The sequence below is a fragment of the Chryseobacterium fluminis genome (assembly GCF_026314945.1).
In the GTDB taxonomy this organism is placed as follows: domain Bacteria; phylum Bacteroidota; class Bacteroidia; order Flavobacteriales; family Weeksellaceae; genus Chryseobacterium; species Chryseobacterium fluminis.
Map to the genome: position 1 here is coordinate 2,762,072 of NZ_CP111121.1, position 18,882 is coordinate 2,780,953.

Below are 18,882 nucleotides of genomic sequence, written 5' to 3' on the forward strand. Positions count from 1 at the left end.
GAACTTTTATTTATAAAACTTAAACATGTTCAGGTGCTCAGGCAGTACTGATTAAATTTAAAATAAAAAAATGATTAAAAATATTGCTCTTGGCGCATTTTTATTAGTTTCAGGCCTCTTTTTTGCTCAAAATACGGCAATGTCAGGCGCTGAAGCTAAAGCATTTGTAACAAAAATTTCTTCGGAGACCAGACAGGTCAAAACGTTGCAAAGTGATTTTACCCAGACCAAAAAAATGGATTTTCTGGATAAAAGTATCGTGACTTACGGTAAGATGTCTTTAAAAACACCGAACTCGCTGAGCTGGAAATACGTAAAACCTTATCAGTACAGCATCGTTTTTAAGGACAATAAAATTTTCATTAACGACCAGGGAAAAAAATCTTCTGTGGATGCGAAGAGCAAAACATTTGAAAAAATCAATAAGCTGATTGTGGGAAGCTCAAACGGACAGATGTTCAGCGATCCCGAGTTTTCGGTAAGCTATTATAAAAACGCAAGTTTTAACATTGCCAAATTTACCCCGAAATCTGCTCAGCTTCTTAAATATATCAAGCAGATAGAATTGAGTTTTCCGAAAGGACAATCAACAGTTTCTCAGGTCAATATGACGGAAGCCTCAGGAGACACGACGAATATTGTTTTCAAAAATACAAAGATCAATGCGCCGGTTGCTGCTTCAGAGTTCAGTTTATAGTCTGATCTCATTACTCTGTGTTTCGTGCAAAACATATCGACTCACGGATGTGCAGCCTGTTTCAGGTTCTGAACAGACAGTTGAAAATTTATATTTTTCTTCCTCTGAAGATTATGTGTATAAATGCCAGATGGATATTTATAACAATCATGTCAGCGGAATTTTAATATTAAAAAAGATTAATCAGACGACACACAGAGTTGCCTTAACTTCAGATTTTGGAAATAAATTAATTGATTTTGAAATTTCAGATCAACATTTTAAACTCAATTATGTACTGCCTGACTTGGATAAACAACCCGTCATCAATTTTTTAAAGAATGATTTTCAGCATCTTTTAAGACAGAAATATCCGGTTAGTGAAAGTTTCGAAAATAGTAATGCGAAAATTTATCTTTCAAAAGCTGATAAAAAAGCCTATTATTTATTTTTCAGTAAAGAAAATAATTTATTGAAACAAATCGTGTACACGAAAAACAATAAGGAAAAAATCGATTTCACTTTTGATGCAAAAAAACATATCTTCGCGGATAGTTTGAATCTTCAACATAAAGATTTCAAGATCAATATAAAATTATTCCAAATAACTGAAACTGAATAACCGATGCAGACTATTCTTACAGATTTTTATACGTTACAATCATACGAACAGGCGGAAAACGGAAGTTTTACGGCTTATATTTCTTTAAATAAGGACCATGCTATCTTTAAGGGTCATTTTCCCGGAAACCCTGTAACTCCCGGAGTTTGTATGATGCAGATCGTAAAGGAGCTGACGGAAGAGTTCACCGGCTTACCACTGTTCTTAAAAACAGCATCCAATGTGAAATTTATGGCGATCATCAATCCGTTTGAAACGCCGGATTTAAAACTTCAACTGGATATCACAGAAAATGATGAAGAGGTTAAGGTAAAGAATACCACTTCTTTTGGCGGGACAATTGCATTAAAAATGTCAGTTAATTATAAAAAAATGACTTCATGAAACTGATCTTATCATTCATAACCGCTTTTATTTTTTTCTTTCAGACCGATCTTGAAGCGTTAAGAAACAGCTATTCAAAAGCCAATTCATCTAATGCGAATGTCCAATCTTTCATCAATATTGCTGAAAAGCAGTCCGGATCCGATGCAGTAACCACGGGTTATAAGGCTGCAGCCAAAATCATGGAAGCTAAAATTGCAACATCTAACAGGAAAGCTCTTGTAAAATCCGGGGCCACCAGCCTGGAAGCTGTTATTAAGAGCAACCCGAATAATGCCGAACTAAGAGTGATAAGAATGAGCGTTCAGGAAAATATTCCTAAAATTGTGGGATACAGAGGGAGCCTTAAAGATGATAAGACTTTTATTCTGAATAACTATGGTAAGCAAAATGCAGCTCTGAAAAATTACATCAAACGATTTGCTGCCCAGTCCAAAACGATAACCCCAGAGGAAAGAGCGACACTAAAATAAAGTAATGACCTTTTCTGAAATACAGAATGCCATTTTTCAAAATAAAATAGGTGTTTTAATCCCGACCTATAATAATGAAAAAACTCTTAATAGAGTAATCGACGGTGTGCTTGAGTACACAGACCGTATCATTATTGTAAATGATGGTTCTACCGATTCAACGGCGGACATTTTAAATGAATATCCTCATATTACCGTTATTAATTTAGCAGAAAATAAAGGGAAGGGAAACGGCCTTAAAATTGGTTTCAGAAAAGCTATAGAACTGGGTTATGATTATGCTATAACAATAGATTCAGACGGACAGCATTATCCTGACGATATCCCTGTTTTTGTGAAAGCGTTACTGGACGAAGGTCAGGAGGTTTTACTGATCGGCAACAGAAATATGTCGCAGGAAGGCATTCCTAAAAAAAGCAGTTTCGGAAACCGTTTTTCTAATTTCTGGTTCTGGTTTGAAACCGGGATTAAACTGGAAGATACTCAATCCGGCTACCGCCTTTATCCCCTGCATAAAATTCCGAAAAAATATTTTACGCCAAAATTTGAGTTTGAAATTGAGATTATTGTCCGGACAGCGTGGAGGCATGTTCCCGTAAAGAATGTTCCTGTAAAAGTTCTCTATGATCCTGCAGAAAGGGTTTCGCATTTCAGACCCTTCAGAGATTTTACCAGAATCAGCATTCTGAATACGATTTTGGTAACCATCACTCTGCTTTATATCATTCCCAGAAATTTTGTGAATAATTTCAGAAAAAAAAGTTTAAAAAAATTCATCAGGGAAGATGTTTTAGAGAGTGACGGAAGCAATCGCACCAAGGCATTTTCAGTTGCATTGGGAGTATTCATTGGCTTTTCTCCTTTCTGGGGATTTCACACTCTGCTTGTGATTTCTCTGTCAGTTCTTTTTAAGCTGAATAAGGTCCTTGCGTTTGTAGCCTCCAACGTCAGCCTGCCACCGTTTATTCCTTTTATTATTGCTGCAGCTCTGTACCTGGGAGCTCCTTTTATACAGGGAGAAAGTAATATTTTAAACCAGGAACTCAACTTCGAGCTGGTAAAAAACAATCTGCTTCAATACATCATCGGTAGTGCTATCCTGGCAAGTTCAATGTCTGTGATTTCAGGTATTGCCACTTTTATTTTTCTGAGTAAAGTAAATCCGGAAAACCATTGATCATCATTATTTTTTTAACTTCCTTACTGTTTTCCTGGCGTATTCTTCAACTTTTTTCCGGTCAGGAACCGTGGTTATTTCTTTAGTGAGTGCCTTTTCAAATGCCTTTTCTGCTTTGGAATATTGTTTATGAGCGAAATAATATTTACCGGTTAGATAATACACCACCCAAAAATCAGGATTTAAGGACCGGTACCGGCTGATTAACTCTTCCGAAAGGATCTTTTTCTCACCTGTTGCTTCTTCTATTTCAGAAGTTAACTTCCTGTAGACTTCATAATTTTTAAATTCCTGAGAATCTGCAAAAGGATCTCTGGGAATATTCAGCACTGATGTTGCGAGCTCAGTTCTGTGTAATCTTCTGTCAGAAAAAATTTCGTTGAGATCATAACATACAAATTCCCCAAGCTGATAAGGATTTGAAGAAACCCATGCCAGCTTTTTCTGAGGTGAAAAGATCACGGCATGATGAGCCAGGAGCTGATTCACCGACTTTTCGTTTCCATATCCTATATTTTCCCCATTTAAGCCGGATTTATCCCTTAAAACAGAAGCCATTTTTTCAGGATTCAGTTTTTTGTTTTTCTGCAAGAGTTCCTGAATCTTTTCATGACGGTATTCCGAATGACTTTCCAGAATATGTTTTTGATTTTTTCTGTCCTCTTTGTAGGCATCCGACTGAAAGTGATTGGTACAAAGAATTCGGCTGGTATTTTCCACTTTGTAAACTCCGAAATTATCCGGGGAAACTTCAATAATCACTGCATTTTTATCATTCGCACTTCCTACCAGGATGGATTCTGAAACAAAGACCTTTCTCTTTTTGGCTATGGCAACTGCTTCATCGATGGTGGCTGCATATTGTAAAATTTCCCTTGTCACCAAAGAAATAGGCGTTTTAGCCGTCAAAGGAACTTTAGACTTTCCGGCATTGATGGTGACTGTAATCCCTTTCTTATTCATTCCTGAAACCACACCGATCATTCCCGGCCAGCTGACAGACAGATACGGAATGCCGTCTTCCGGTTCTACAAATTCCACAAGCTTGTTTTTAGCAAAATCATCCCCTACATAAAAATCAAAATTCCTACCGATGAGGAGATCACCGTCTTCCGTATTGTCATCCCATACGGCGAGTGAAGTACAGCCTACCATCATCAGATCCTGCATCGCATGCCCGATGTCATGCGCGCCGTGCAGATAAAGGCTCCGAAGATATCCCGGAGCAATAAAATCATATTTGCCGGATGAATACCGGGATAATCCATATAATTCCGCCTGGTAATCTTCCCGTACATTCAGGTACATTTTCCGGTTGTACCACTTCAGAAAACCTCTTAACAGGTTCTGCTTTAACTTTGAAGGAACAAAGCTTTCTACTTTCGAGAAAAAGATCTCTTCCTGATTCTGCATCAGATTCTGTGTTAAGGCTCCGTTATTATAACCTAACTGTAGCGGATTTCCCCTGATATAAAGCTCCCAAAGCTGCTGCTTGTTCTTATGAAGATAATTTTGATTAAAATTAAAGGTCGAATCATTTATTTTATTGACTTTGGGAATGTCTAATGAATATTGTTTCACCTCGGGCACATGTTTTACCGATTTTCTGATGCCGCATGATGTAAGGATGATACTTAAACATATCAGAATTACAGCGATGCTATTCACCCTATTGAATGAATATTTTCTCTTCAGAATGACAGCCATTAAATTATTTACCCTCACTTTTATTCTTATTGATCCATTGTGTTAACCGGTCATCGATCCGTTCTTTTCCAAGAATTTCAGCACAGGTATTGAATGCGCCGATGGTACAGCCCAAAATTCCGTGCATATTGACAGACTGCCCTGTCAGAAAGAGATTGTCTATCTTGGTACGGGGTGAAACCATTGTTTTCAGAGGGTTTTCGGAACTTTTTATATATCCGTACATATTCCCTTCAAAACTTCCGATATAATCACGATAAGAAAGTGGTGAAGAAGTATATATATTTTTGATTGAGTTTCTTATATCAGGAATCTTCTTTTCCAGAGCATCGATCATCTTTTCTGCTTTTTCTGCTTTGAATTTCTCGTATAGAAGACCTCTGGTATGTTCATCTGCTACCGTATTGAAGGTCTGTTCCCACTCTCTCACCTCATCGAAACTCATATAGGAAATAGCAGTAAGGCTCTCTGCAAAATCGGGATGATGTTTGCTCCTCGCCGACGAAAGCATGTAGGTTTCCGGCCATACTTTTTCGTCATACCGCTGAGCATTCCAAACCATTTTTTCTGATGAGTAATGATATATATTATAGTTAAAATTGGGAACGGTATCAGGTCTCAGAACCAGATAAACACTAAAGCAGGATGAAACAGGCTCCCAGCTCAGCACTCTGTTCAGAAAGGATTTTCTTAACCGCTCTTCCCCAATTAATTTAAGCGTAGAGCGAATATCGATATTTGAAATGATCTGTTTTGCAGAATATTCTTTCCCGGATTGGGTTTTAGCACCAGTTAATACATTATTTTCGCCAAATACCAGTTGGATAACTTCAGTATGTTTATACACCTCAGCTCCGTATTCTTTTAATTTTTTAATTAATAATTTTGAGATCTGGCTTCCTCCGTTTATACATTTATAAGCACTTTGGATATAAGAATTGACGGTCAGCGCATGAACATAAAACGGAATACTTTCAGAATCACCTCCGTACAGGAAGTTTGATCCCAATAATACCGACTGTAATCTTTTATCCCCAGTAATAGACTCAATGAATCTTTTTGTATTTAGATGGAGAATTTCCTCGCTGTAGCTTTGGCTGGCTACCACATTATACCGTGGAAAATGGTTGCAGATTCTTTGGATCTCTTCACAGTAGTTTTCCAGATTTTCTCTTTCATCGGGAAAATATTTTGATAACTGTTCGATAAAATTTTCATAGCCCTGCGCATGGGGATATTCTATTTCATCATTGCCGAAAGTAATCTTATCATATCCGTCAACATCCATTTTCTCGAGCTTAAGTTCATCTGTAATTCCCAGATAGGAAAAAAACTGATGGAGATTCTGCCCTTCAGAAAGTCCGCCGAGATAGTGAACGCCGGTATCGAAAATAAGTTTGTCTCGTGAGAATGTCTGCAGATTTCCTCCGTACTGATTATTTTTCTCCAGAACACAGACCTTCAGGCCTTCTTTGGCCAAAATCAGAGCCGAAACAAGACCTCCCAATCCACTTCCGATCACCAGTATGTCATATTCTTTTTTCAAAGGAGAAAAATTCGTTTTTCTAAGTAAGAAATCAGGAAATTATAATAGTAAAAGTTTTCGGCGCCTGACTTAAAGAGTTCCGGTATGTTTTAATTCTTTTGGAATAAAAGCCATGCGGATCAATATTCGGTACAAAAACTTAGTATACATTTCTAAAAATCTTAATGATTTGAGTTTGTTGTTAGTTTTTCCGGAGTAAAAGTAGGAAATTAATCCATATCATCCCAAAAATCAAAATAATTGAACCACTGTAGCGGATATTTTCTGAGCATCGACTCCAGATTTTGAGTATAAGAATTCAAAAGCCCTTGGGCATCGCGTTTTTTAACGTTTTGAGCTACCCGCGCATACAGATGATAATGAAGATTTTTCTCTTTCATTACATATACGTACACTACCGGAACACCCAGTCTGGAAGCAATCATGAAAGGACCGGCAGGAAACTTTGCACTTTTTCCCAGTAAATCACCTTCCAGGAATTTTGAACCTTCAAAGTAGCGATCTCCTGTAAAGCAGATCAATTCATTTTTGGATAAAGCTTCATTAATATCGAAAATATGCGACATATCGTCCTTTACATAAATGAATTTGATATTACTTTTCTTCACCGAAACACTTTCAAGATATTCTTTGATAACAGTAATCTCCTGATCTGTTGTCACCAGGTTAATCTGGCAGTCGAAATCGATGTCTGCAAAAAAATGTTCTGCAATTTCAAAGTTTCCGATATGGGCACTGATTAAGACGCCGCCCTTTTTTTCTGCTAACAGATTCCGGAGATTTTCAATTCCGTCAAACTCATACGTATATTTTTCTCGTAATCCGGCAGAAATAGCTGTTTTATCAATCAGAATTTTCCCGAAGGTAAAATAGCTTTGAAATATAGAAGCTATGGTCTTTCGTGAACTGTAGTGAAGTCTTTTTTTGAAATAATATGAAATGTACCGGTTGCTTTTTTTTTCGAATAAGAAGTAGTAGGCCGCTACAAAATAAAGTACTGCATATGAACTTCGGATCCCGATATTTCTAATGCACCAGACGAAAATTTTATATCCTGAAATCGTCCCTTTAGATTTACCTTTCCACTTGTTCATAGTATTAGTTTAGCAATGAATCGATTTTAACAGGCCACAATTTATCAGACGTAAATCGCTGACAAACTGTTAAATTGGTATATTGTCAGTTAATTTAGAGTAAATTTTCAATCGATAGTTACGCGTTTTTTTCAGTGATCTTATCTTGAATAGTCGAATAAAAGTCATCAAAAGTGACCATTTTTTTGAAGTCTGCTTCACCTAATTTTACTCCGAAATTAGATTCGATTACTACCACCAGATCAATATAATCCAGACTGTCTAAACCCAGTGTTTTCTTTACGTTGGCATCATTGCTGATATCATCACCGTCCACTTCAAATTCATTGACTAAAAAGTCGTTGACGATAGCAATAATCTTTTCCCTTTCCATGTTTTTATTTAAATTTTTTAACGATTAATGCGGAATTGGTTCCCCCAAATCCGAAAGAATTCGACAAAAATACGTCAATTTTTTGACTTTTTGTTTTGGTGATTAAATTTATCCTCTTCGCTTCATCATCGGGGTTTTCAAGGTTGATGTTGGGCGCAACAAAATCATTCTGCATCATCAGGATCGAATAAATCACTTCACTGGCACCCGCCATCCAGCATTCGTGACCGGTCATTGATTTGGTAGAGCTTACCGGAACATCACTTCCGAAAATTTCGTAAATAGCTTTTGCCTCATTTGCATCACCTATAGGCGTAGAAGTTGCGTGAGCATTGATATAATCAATATCCGACACCTGCATACCCGACTGCTGTAAAGCTCTGTTCATCGCTAAAGCCGGACCGTCAACATTGGGTGTGGAAATATGTCCTCCGTTAGAAGAAAAACCATAGCCAACAATTTCCGCTAAAACTGTAGCTCCTCTTCTCTGGGCTGATTCTAAACTTTCAACAATTAAAGAAGCGGCACCTCCACTGGGAATTAAGCCGTCTCTATCTTGATCAAAAGGTCTTGAAGCTTTTGCCGGCTCATCTTCTCTTACTGAAAAAACGCCTAATCCGTCAAAACTTGCCATTGAATATTTGTTGGTTTCCTGAGCACCTCCACAAACAATCATATCCTGAAACCCGTTCCTGATCATCATATAGGCCAGTCCTAAAGAATGAGATCCGCTTGCACAGGCGGCACTGATGGTAAGATTGATTCCTCTTAACTTAAAAATCGTAGACAGATTCATGGTTACGGTGGAATTCATTGATTTGAAGATGGCTCCTGAACCCATTAAAGTGGTATCCTTTTTTTCTCTTGCAATGTCGATAGATTCTACCACTGCCTTAGAAACACTGTCGTTTCCATATAAAATTCCGACCTCGTACTGATCTAAGAAGCCCTGGCTTATATCAGCCTGCTTTAAAGCATCCAGTGTTGCGAGATAAGCATATTCGCTTTCTTCCCCCATGCTCACCCGTTGTCTTCTGCTCAAAAGATTTTTCAGATCCGGTTTTGGAACAATACCTGTCAGCCCTGATCTGAAACCAAACTCTTTTCTTTCATCTACCAGAACGATTCCGGATTTTCCTTGATACAGGGATTCCTTCACTTCCTCCAAAGAAGTTCCGATGCAGGAATAAATTCCCATTCCGGTAATTACAACCCTATTTTCCATTTTTATAAATTTAACAATGTATCAGTTTAACCATGTAACAAAAGTGGGTACACTGGTAAATTGCTATATTATTTTATTATTTATGAGTAGATCCCTCCGTTAATATTAATGACTTCACCTGTGATGTACGATGATTTTTTAGAAGCTAAAAATGCGACCAGATCCGCAACTTCTTCTGCTTCACCAAATCTGTTGGCCGGAATCATTGCTTTCAGTTCATCTTCATTGAAATCCTGCGTCATATCGGTACGGATGAAGCCCGGGGCTACGGCATTCACCGTAACATTTCTTTTAGCTACTTCCTGAGCGAGTGCTTTTGTAGCACCAACAAGGGCACCTTTGGCGGCAGAGTAATTAGTTTGTCCTGCCGTTCCTTTTACTCCGGAAACCGAAACCATATTGATAATTCTCCCGTATTTATTACGAAGCAGTTTCTGAATAAAGAAATTGGTCACATTGAAAAAACCATTGAGACTTGTATTGATTACCGAATTCCAGTCTTCACTGGGCATCCACATAAATAATCCGTCTCTGGTGATCCCTGCATTATTCACAATGATTTCTACGACTGCCTTCGGATTACGGTCCTGCCATTCGGTTAATACTTTCAGCGTTTCTTCTGCATTGCCTACATCGAATTTAAGAATTTCTCCGGTAGCACCCAATTCCTGCACTTTGGCTAAAGTTTCCTTTGCTGCAGCTTCATTGGAAGTATAATTAATTAGAATATTCTCAGTTTTTTCTTCTGCCAGTTTTATACAGATTGCTCTTCCGATTCCTCTGGAGCCTCCTGTGACGATTGCACATTTCATGTCTTAGTGTTAGTTTTTAAAAGTCAGTTTTCATCTTTAGTTTAAACAATTTATTATATTCAATAATTATATTGTTTTTAAATATTTTTTTACTTCCTCGAGATATGGGTACATTACCATATCATCTGAGAACGCAGGAATGATCTTTCTTATTTCATCGTACAGCGCTTTCGTCGAAGAGGAAACTTTATCTTTAAATTCGAGATATTCTATAGCCTGAACAATCGTAATCGCTTCGATCGTTAATACTTCAAAAGCATTTTCGATCACTTTTCTGCAAATCACGGCTGCATTGGTACCCATACTCACAATATCCTGATTGTCATTATTATTCGGAATACTGTGAACGTACATTGGATTAGACAGCATCTGGCTTTCTGCTGTAGTAGAAGTTGCCGTAAACTGAACGCCCTGCATCCCGAAATTGAAGCCCAGTTTTCCCAAATTAACGAATGGAGGCAAAATTTCGTTAATTTTAGCATTTAACAGATAATTTAATTGTCTTTCTGCCAGCATGGTCAGTTTTGTAACAACAATTTTCAGTTTGTCCATTTCCAGAGAGATATAATCTCCGTGAAAGTTTCCGCCGTGATATACGTGTTGATCTTCAACATTGATGATCGGGTTATCATTGGCTGAATTGATTTCGTTTTCCAAAACTTTTTCTGTGTATTCCAGAGTATCTAATACAGGTCCTAAAATCTGCGGAACACATCTTAGGGAATAATATTCCTGAACTTTTTCTTTAAATATTTTTTCCTGTTCTTCGAAATGAGTATACAAATGGTCTTCTCTTTTTCTGATCAGCTGACTGTCCGATAAGTGAGCCCTCATTCTTTCCGCAACTTTCTGCTGACCGTCATGCCTTTTTGTACCATTCAAAGCGGCTGATAAGTGATCGTCGTAAGCCTGAACAATTTCATTAATCGCACAGGACAGTTTAATTGAAATCTCCGTTAACTGATTGGCTTTATACGCGTTAACAATTCCTACCCCTGACATCACAGAAGTTCCGTTCATTAAAGCCAGTCCTTCCCTGATTTCAACCTGGATAGGCTCCAGTCCTTCTGTTTCGAAAACTTCTTTTGTCGTTTTTCGTTCGCCTTTATAAAACACTTCTCCTTCACCAATCAAAACAAGAGCCAGGTGAGCCAATTGGACCAGGTCACCACTTGCTCCCACACCTCCGTGTTCAAAGATCAGCGGAGTAATATCCCTGTTTATCAATTCTTTAAGCAAATGAACTACGGAATGATGAACACCCGAATTCCCAAGTGACAGGGTATTTAATCTTGCCAGCATACAGGCCTTCACCTCCTGTGGCGGAAGTGGATTTCCGATTCCTGAAGAATGGCTTCTGATCAGGTTATACTGGAGCTGATGCGTGTCTTCATCACTGATCTTGAACTGTGCCATAGGTCCAAAACCGGTATTTACACCATATATTACTTTATTTTTCGAAAAATCCTTTAAAAACTGAAAACTTTCATCCACTCTGGCAAGAAGTGTTTCATCCAGTTCTATTTTTTCATTCTCAATGATAATTTTTTTAAAGTCGTTCAGTTCTAAAAAGTTATTTATTTTCATTAATTAAAAAGTAATAATCGATAATTTTGTAAATATTAATTAATTGTCATTAATTTTGCGGCAAAGATAGAAGTTATTATTAAAATAAAAAATCAAAGATGAGCAAAGAATTTGTTGACGTTCTCGTAATCGGAGCAGGGCCTTCCGGATGCGTATCTTCTTCATACTTAAAGAAGAACAACGTCAACGTAAAGGTTGTCGAAAAGACAAAGTTCCCCAGGCTGGTCGTCGGCGAAAGCTTAATTCCAAGAGTAATGGACCATTTTGAAGAAGCAGGCTTATTTCCGGCTTTAAATAAAATGGGATTTGAAAAGAAATTGGGGGCCCGTTTTTTACGGGGTGATGAAGTCTGCATCTTTGATTTCAGCAATAAGTTTGGCGAGGGCTGGGACTGGACCTGGCAGGTGCCTCGCGCTGACTTTGATCATACCCTGGCTCAGGAAGTTATGAATAAAGGCATCGATCTTGAATTTGAAACCGAAGTCATCGGGATCGAATTTAACGGAACTGATTCGGTTACAACCGTAAAAAATAAAGAGGGAGAAACGAAGGAAATCCATGCAAAATTCGTGATCGACTCCAGCGGGTACGGAAGAGTTCTGCCCCGTCTTTTAGATCTGGAGAAACCTTCTAAATTAGCACCCCATTCTGCCATTTTCTCACATGTAAAAGACATTAACAGAGAAGAAGGAACAGAGGGAACACTGATTTCTTTTGATATTATCGAAACGGAAGTGTGGCTTTGGGTCATTCCTTTCTCGAACGGTAATACAAGTATAGGCATCGTTGGCCCTACAGAATATATTGATCAGCTGTCTGAAAACGGAAACACCGCTGAAGCGCTGCGAAAAGCCATTTCGCTCTCGGATTATTATGTAAAACGTTTCGGGGATACAGAATTTCTTTTTGATCCCAAGCTTCTGAAAGACTATTCATGTTCGGTAAAAAGCTTATTCGGAGACGGATTTGCCCTTACCGGAAATGCTTCGGAATTCCTGGATCCTGTTTTTTCTTCAGGGATGGCATTTGCTACGGAAGGCGGAATGACCGCTGCTAAATTAGCTTTACGACAGCTGAATGGCGAAAAAGTTGACTGGCAGACAGAATTCGCAGATTATATTTTGTATGGAGTAGATGTTTTTACCACCTACGTAAAAGAATGGTACACCGGAAATCTTCAGGAACTGTTTTTCCATCAGCCGGAAAATCCGGACGTAAAAAGAAAAATCTGTGCAGTTTTAGCAGGATACGTCTGGGACAGGAAAAATACGTTTGTCAGAATACACGATACCGCAATCAAAAATCTTGCGGACTTTATCAGAACAGAAAAAATGCAGTCATAAAAAAAACGGTCTCCATTCAGACCGTTTTTATTTATTTTTTCACTTTTCTAATTTCTTTTTCCAATTCCTTTCCGGTTTTTTCATAGGCTGCAGAAATTCTGCCATATTCCATTCCGTAATCTACCTTACTACCGGTTCCTTCGATCTTATCTCCTTTTATTTCAGCTAAGACATGAGAAGGGTTGGCGGTTTCGACAAAGCTTATATCTGCAGATAATTTTCCGGGTGCATTATAAAACCGCTCCATCCTGCATACATCCATTGAGGCTCCACCATTAATGTATACTTTGTATCCACATTTTTACTGAATTTAATTTTTTTAGATTTATTTAAACCTTCTACGAATTTATCCGAAAAAATAGATTCTGAATGTTGCTTCCAGGCAGAAATCCATTTTTCCCACGCTACTTCTCCTTTTTTAGCCAGGGTTTCGGTTTTCCTTCTTTCGAGATACTGAGCTTCCGTATAATTTTCAGCCTGGAAAAGAGGTTCGCCATCAATAAATTTAACATTAATTTCAGTCTGATCTTTTAAAAAATCAAGATTTCCAGAAGTGACCGTCAGGTTCTGAGCGAAATTCATAGTGGCTATTGCTGCAAACAAAAGCAGGAATAATTTTTTCATAGTTATTATATTAAAAAATAAGCCGCAAATATATCATAAAAAAGCAGTTCCCTCGAACTGCTGTATTTTATTTTAAGTTGATTTTATATTTATTATCTGAGATCTATAAACGTAATCGGCTTTCTGCTGTTTGGATTAAAGACTGTCTTAGATAAAATATCAAAATCAATAATTTCAATTTTCGGGCTTACCCTTAATTTTGCACGAAAATGGTCTCTTACTTCACTGACAAAATTCTCAGATCCGCTGTCTGTGCTTATTTTAATGATAATCTCATCCAATCCGATGTCATTGGAATGAATAACAATCTGATAGCATAAAATGCGATTAAAGTCATTTAAAATATCATTCATAGCCGGAGGATACAAAGTCGTTCCCTTGTATTTTATCATCTGCTGCTTTCTTCCGATAACAGGTCCCAGCCTCATCGTGTTTCTGCCACACGGGCAGGGTTCGTAGTGTGGTTTTACAATATCTCCTGTTCTGAACCTTAACAAAGGGAGTGCCTCTACCCCTAAAGTAGTGATCGTTAATTCTCCGCTTTCTCCTTCCTGAGCGATATTGCCTTCGTCATCCAGAATTTCCGTGATAATGAGCTCGGGATGCTGATGTCCGCCGATCTGATGCTCACATTCCGTAAAAGCGGTGCTCATTTCCGTAGAAGCATATGTCGAGAAAAGCTTAATATTCCACTTTTCTTTAATTTTCTGAGATAGGATATTGTCCGTAAAATCCTGATTTTTGATGCTTTCTCCGATACAAACCGCGCCATAAACACTGGAGTTTTTATAATCAATTCCATGTTTTTCGGCATAATCAATCATTTTTAAGAGAAATGACGGTACGGTAATGAGATATTTCGGTTTATATCTGAAAATAGAGTCCCACTGAAGCTCGGGAATTCCGGGGCCCATTCTGACAACACTCGCTCCCATTTTCCTCAGTCCTAAAAAATATGCCAAACCTGCCATGAACCTTTTATCAATCGTCGTAATCATCTGAACTACATCACCCTTCCTGATTCCTGCGCAGACAAAAGAAATCGCTTCGTTGTAGGCAAGCCTCTCCAGATCATGATCCGAAAGTCCGAAAGTTACCGGATCACCCAATGTTCCTGAAGTCGTACTGTAATCTACAATTTTATCAGGAGGAATGCAGAAAAAGTCATCATTATTCTGCTGAATATCGTTTTTTGAAGTCGTAGGAACTTTCTTTAAATCTTCCAACGTCCGGATCGCAGCAATATTGATATTATTTTGTTTAAATAATTTCTGATAAAACGGAGAATTGTTATCAAGATAAACCAACAGCTCCTGAAGCTTTTGCTCCTGAAACTTTTTTATTTCCTGAATTTCTGATTTTTCGATGGGCGGATAGAATTCCAATGGTATTTATTTTAAGGACAAATTTATTTAATTAAAATTAAAAGATCGAGTGATTAAATTTTAATTCCAGCCAAAAAAAGGAATGGAATAGACCGATCTACTAATAATCTTGCTGTTCCTACTCTGCTGAATTATACTTCTGCCTGTTCGTCGTGCTTTTTTTAACGTTTTGTCATCCTTGTGAATGTTTAAAACCTTGACAAGGATCACCATTAAAGCTTCTCAAAATCCCGTATACAATAGACTATTCACGGGAAAGCAATAATCAGAAAGTTCATAATTTCTGACGAGCCATTCACAAAAAAATAATTCGGCAATTTACATTCTGAAACAGAACTTTTTAATTGGAAATATCAAAATAAAACATATATTATAAACCGACAAATTTTAGTAAATTTGCCAACTTAATTAATCAACGATATTGAGATATTACAATGAGCCAATTTAAAGAATACAAAAACCTTAACCTTATTGACGTTGCAGAGCAAGTAGCGGAATTCTGGAAACAGAATAAAACTTTCAGTAAGAGTGTTGAGATTCGTGAGGGGCAACCTGAGTTTGTTTTTTATGAAGGTCCGCCTTCAGCAAACGGCATGCCCGGGATTCACCACGTTATGGCTAGAGCATTAAAGGATATTTTCTGTCGTTATCAGACCCAAAACGGGAAACAGGTTTTCCGTAAAGCGGGTTGGGATACACACGGACTTCCTGTAGAGCTGGGCGTAGAAAAGGAATTGGGAATCACGAAAGAGGATATTGGCAAAAAAATTTCTATTGAAGATTATAACAAGGCGTGTCGTGAGGCAGTCATGCGTTACACAGACGTCTGGAACAACCTAACTGAGAAAATCGGATACTGGGTAGATCTTGAGGATCCTTATATTACCTATAAGTCAAAGTATATGGAGACGGTCTGGTGGCTGTTAAAGCAATTGTATGACAAAGGATTATTGTACAAAGGATATACAATCCAGCCTTATTCTCCAAAAGCGGGAACCGGACTTTCTTCACATGAAGTTAACCAGCCCGGAGCATACCGTGATGTTTCTGACACGACGATTGTAGCACAGTTTAAAGCATTGCCGGAAACTTTACCTTCGTTTTTACAAGGGTTTGGGGACATCCATTTTTTAGCCTGGACGACAACTCCATGGACATTGCCTTCTAACACAGCATTGACTGTAGGACCAAAAATCGATTATGTTTTGGTAAAAACCTTCAATCAGTATACTTTCGAGCCTATTACGATTGTTTTGGCCAAACCTTTGGTAGGAAAACAATTCGGAAAGAAATATGCAGAAGGAACAGAAGAAGATTTTGCCAATTATACATCAGATAATAAAGTGATTCCTTACCAAATTTTAGCAGAATTCAAAGGGGCTGATCTGGTTGGAATTAAATATGAGCAACTGTTGCCATACACGCTCCCTTATCAAAACCCTGAAAATGCGTTCAGAGTCATTATGGGAGATTTTGTGACAACAGAAGACGGAACAGGAATCGTTCATACGGCACCTACTTTTGGGGCTGATGATGCGAAAGTAGCGAAAGAGGCAACTCCGGAAGTTCCACCGATGTTGGTATTAAACGAAAACGGAAACCCGGTTCCTTTGGTAGATCTGCAGGGGAAATTCATCCCGCAGATGGGAGATTTTGCCGGAAAGTATGTAAAGAACGAATATTACGATGCAGGAACAGCACCGGAAAAGTCGGTCGATGTAGAAATTGCAATTCGCTTAAAAGAAGAGAATAAAGCTTTTAAAGTAGAAAAATATGTTCACTCGTATCCACACAGCTGGAGAACAGACGAACCTTTATTATATTACCCATTGGATTCCTGGTTTGTTAAAATGACTGCGGTAAAAGAAAACCTGGTAAATTTAAACAAAGAAATCAACTGGAAACCCAAATCAACCGGAGAAGGACGTTTCGCGAACTGGCTCGAAAATGTCAACGACTGGAATCTTTCCCGTTCAAGGTACTGGGGAATTCCGTTGCCCATCTGGAGAACGGAGGATTTAAAGGAAGAAATCATCATCGGTTCCGTGGAAGAGCTGTGCAACGAGATTGAAAAATCTGTTGCAGCAGGATTCATGAAAGACAATCCGTTCAAAGAATTTGAGGTCGGAAATATGTCTGAACAGAATTATGCATTGGTAGATTTACATAAAAATATTGTAGACCAGATCGTTCTGGTTTCAGCTTCCGGCAGAGCAATGAAACGGGAAAGCGACCTGATCGACGTTTGGTTCGATTCAGGGTCGATGCCTTATGCACAGCTGCATTATCCGTTTGAAAACAGAGAATTAATTGATAACAATAAAGCATTCCCTGCAGATTTTATCGCGGAAGGCGTTGACCAGACACGCGGCTGGTTCTACACTCTTCATGCGATCGGAACGGCAGTATTTGATTCAGTTGCTTATAAAAATGTAATGAGTAACGGACTGGTTCTGGATAAAAACGGGATCAAAATGTCAAAATCCAAAGGAAACGGAATTGATCCTTTTGAAACATTAGCCGTGTACGGTCCGGATGCTACGCGTTGGTACATGGTTTCGAATGCGAACCCGTGGGAAAACCTGAAATTCGACATCGAAGGAATTGACGAAACAAGAAGAAAATTCTTCGGAACACTGTATAATACTTACTCCTTCTTTGCCTTATACGCCAATGTAGACGGATTCAGTTATTCTGAAAAAGAAGTTGAAAACAGACCGGAAATCGACCGATGGATACTTTCTGAATTAAATTTATTAATTAAGGAGGTAAAAGCATTCTACGAAGATTACGAGCCGACAAGAGTCGCAAGAGCCATCAATACTTTTGTGAACGATAACCTGAGTAACTGGTACGTAAGATTGTGCAGAAGACGCTTCTGGAAGGGTGATTATTCGGAAGATAAAATCTCGGCTTACCAGACCTTATATACCTGCCTGGAAACGGTCGCGAAGTTATCTGCACCGATTGCGCCGTTCTTTATGGATCAACTGTATCAGGATTTAAATAAAGTAACAGGTAAAGAGAATGCTGAATCTATTCACTTAACAGACTTCCCTGTCGCTGATGAAAGCCTGATCGACCAGGATCTTGTTGAAAAAACACATTTAGCTCAAAGCATTACGAGTATGGTTTTCTCTTTGAGAAAAAAAGAAAACGTAAAAGTTCGTCAGCCATTGCAGAAAGTTTTAATTCCAGTTTTAGATGCCAGATCAGAACAGCAGATTTTGGCGGTATCAGACTTAATTAAACAGGAAGTAAATGTAAAAGAATTACAGTTGATCAATGCGGAAGAAGCATCACATTTAATTGTAAAACAGATAAAACCGAATTTCAAAGCACTGGGACCAAAATTGGGGAAAGACATGAAAACGGTCGGAGGTGAGATCGCTAATCTTGATGCAGAACAGATTTCAAAATTAGAGAAAGAAGGAAAATTAGATATTCAGGGATACGAAATTACGCCTGATGATGTGGAGATTTCAACAAAAGATATCCCGGGATGGACTGTAACTTCTGATGGGAAAACAACTGTGGCACTAGATTTGACGTTAACAGACGAATTAAAATCTGAGGGTATCGCAAGAGAATTTATTAACAGAATTCAGAACCTGAGAAAAGAAAAGGATTTCGATTTGACAGACAGAATTAATATCTTTCTGGAAGAAAATTCTCCTTTCTTAAATGATGTTAAGAAAAATGAAGAATATATTTCTTCTGAAGTCTTGTCAGATAAAATAGAAATTGTATCTTCACTCTCAAATTTTAACGAAATCGAAATAGATGAGGTTAATTTTAAGATAAATGTTGAAAAAATTTAACATATAGTTATTGTTTTTCAAATTCCATTTCAT

Annotated in this window: 17 protein-coding genes; 7 read left to right on the plus strand and 10 right to left on the minus strand. The window is 38.0% G+C overall.

Annotated features, from left to right (window positions below):
- Nucleotides 1–70 precede the first annotated feature (70 nt).
- Genes ODZ84_RS12575 through ODZ84_RS12595 form a run of 5 tightly spaced genes read left to right on the plus strand, consistent with a single transcriptional unit; the run spans nt 71 to nt 3,332 of the window.
- Nucleotides 71–697, plus strand: coding sequence for a LolA family protein (locus tag ODZ84_RS12575; protein WP_266172662.1), 627 nt, complete (start codon nt 71–73; stop codon nt 695–697).
- On the plus strand, nt 663–1,298 hold the full coding sequence (locus ODZ84_RS12580) for a hypothetical protein (RefSeq protein WP_266172663.1): 636 nt from the start codon (nt 663–665) through the stop codon (nt 1,296–1,298). The genes ODZ84_RS12575 and ODZ84_RS12580 overlap by 35 nt, the downstream gene beginning before the upstream one ends.
- Before the next feature lie 3 nt (nt 1,299–1,301).
- The gene (locus ODZ84_RS12585; protein ID WP_266172664.1) at nt 1,302–1,682 is read left to right on the plus strand and encodes a 3-hydroxyacyl-ACP dehydratase; all 381 of its coding nucleotides are present in this window, start codon (nt 1,302–1,304) and stop codon (nt 1,680–1,682) included.
- A complete protein-coding gene (locus ODZ84_RS12590) occupies nt 1,679–2,155 on the plus strand; it encodes a hypothetical protein (protein WP_266172665.1) in 477 nt (158 codons plus the stop codon). The genes ODZ84_RS12585 and ODZ84_RS12590 overlap by 4 nt, the downstream gene beginning before the upstream one ends.
- A 4-nt stretch (nt 2,156–2,159) precedes the next feature.
- The gene (locus tag ODZ84_RS12595) at nt 2,160–3,332 is read left to right on the plus strand and encodes a DUF2062 domain-containing protein (protein ID WP_266172667.1); all 1,173 of its coding nucleotides are present in this window, start codon (nt 2,160–2,162) and stop codon (nt 3,330–3,332) included.
- A gap of 6 nt (nt 3,333–3,338) precedes the next feature.
- Here the strand turns inward: ODZ84_RS12595 and ODZ84_RS12600 are convergent, their stop codons facing one another.
- The 7 genes from ODZ84_RS12600 to ODZ84_RS12630 form a co-directional block, all read right to left on the minus strand.
- Nucleotides 3,339–5,039 (minus strand): C45 family autoproteolytic acyltransferase/hydolase, encoded by a 1,701-nt coding sequence (locus ODZ84_RS12600; RefSeq protein WP_266177368.1) that lies wholly within the window; start codon nt 5,037–5,039, stop codon nt 3,339–3,341.
- A gap of 4 nt (nt 5,040–5,043) precedes the next feature.
- Nucleotides 5,044–6,585: a phytoene desaturase family protein gene (locus tag ODZ84_RS12605; RefSeq protein WP_266172669.1), complete on the minus strand. Its 1,542-nt coding sequence runs from the start codon at nt 6,583–6,585 to the stop codon at nt 5,044–5,046.
- Between the two features lie 209 nt (nt 6,586–6,794).
- Nucleotides 6,795–7,679 carry an LpxL/LpxP family acyltransferase gene (locus ODZ84_RS12610; protein ID WP_266172670.1) on the minus strand — a complete coding sequence of 295 codons (885 nt, stop codon included), beginning with the start codon at nt 7,677–7,679 and terminating at the stop codon, nt 6,795–6,797.
- A 118-nt stretch (nt 7,680–7,797) separates the two neighbouring features.
- Complete coding sequence (locus tag ODZ84_RS12615) at nt 7,798–8,052, minus strand: acyl carrier protein (protein WP_266172671.1); 255 nt, start codon at nt 8,050–8,052, stop codon at nt 7,798–7,800.
- 4 nt (nt 8,053–8,056) lie between these two features.
- A complete protein-coding gene (locus ODZ84_RS12620) occupies nt 8,057–9,277 on the minus strand; it encodes a beta-ketoacyl-[acyl-carrier-protein] synthase family protein (protein WP_266172673.1) in 1,221 nt (406 codons plus the stop codon).
- 80 nt (nt 9,278–9,357) lie between these two features.
- Nucleotides 9,358–10,089 (minus strand): 3-oxoacyl-ACP reductase FabG, encoded by a 732-nt coding sequence (fabG, locus tag ODZ84_RS12625; RefSeq protein ID WP_266172674.1) that lies wholly within the window; start codon nt 10,087–10,089, stop codon nt 9,358–9,360.
- Nucleotides 10,090–10,155: 66 nt separating this feature from the next.
- Nucleotides 10,156–11,676, minus strand: coding sequence for an HAL/PAL/TAL family ammonia-lyase (locus tag ODZ84_RS12630; RefSeq protein ID WP_266172675.1), 1,521 nt, complete (start codon nt 11,674–11,676; stop codon nt 10,156–10,158).
- A gap of 98 nt (nt 11,677–11,774) precedes the next feature.
- Between ODZ84_RS12630 and ODZ84_RS12635 the strand changes: the two genes are divergently transcribed.
- Nucleotides 11,775–13,019 carry an NAD(P)/FAD-dependent oxidoreductase gene (locus ODZ84_RS12635; RefSeq protein WP_266172676.1) on the plus strand — a complete coding sequence of 415 codons (1,245 nt, stop codon included), beginning with the start codon at nt 11,775–11,777 and terminating at the stop codon, nt 13,017–13,019.
- A 31-nt stretch (nt 13,020–13,050) separates the two neighbouring features.
- Here the strand turns inward: ODZ84_RS12635 and ODZ84_RS12640 are convergent, their stop codons facing one another.
- The 3 genes from ODZ84_RS12640 to ODZ84_RS12650 all read right to left on the minus strand — a co-directional run bounded on the left by ODZ84_RS12640 (nt 13,051) and on the right by ODZ84_RS12650 (nt 15,028).
- Complete coding sequence (locus tag ODZ84_RS12640; RefSeq protein ID WP_266172677.1) at nt 13,051–13,266, minus strand: hypothetical protein; 216 nt, start codon at nt 13,264–13,266, stop codon at nt 13,051–13,053.
- The gene (locus tag ODZ84_RS12645) at nt 13,221–13,643 is read right to left on the minus strand and encodes a hypothetical protein (RefSeq protein ID WP_266172678.1); all 423 of its coding nucleotides are present in this window, start codon (nt 13,641–13,643) and stop codon (nt 13,221–13,223) included. The genes ODZ84_RS12640 and ODZ84_RS12645 overlap by 46 nt, the downstream gene beginning before the upstream one ends.
- A 92-nt stretch (nt 13,644–13,735) precedes the next feature.
- Nucleotides 13,736–15,028, minus strand: coding sequence for a phenylacetate--CoA ligase family protein (locus tag ODZ84_RS12650; RefSeq protein ID WP_266172679.1), 1,293 nt, complete (start codon nt 15,026–15,028; stop codon nt 13,736–13,738).
- A 434-nt stretch (nt 15,029–15,462) separates the two neighbouring features.
- Here ODZ84_RS12650 and ileS point away from each other — a divergent pair, with 434 nt between their 5' ends.
- Nucleotides 15,463–18,849 carry an isoleucine--tRNA ligase gene (gene ileS, locus ODZ84_RS12655; RefSeq protein WP_266172680.1) on the plus strand — a complete coding sequence of 1,129 codons (3,387 nt, stop codon included), beginning with the start codon at nt 15,463–15,465 and terminating at the stop codon, nt 18,847–18,849.
- The last annotated feature ends 33 nt before the right edge of the window (nt 18,850–18,882 follow it).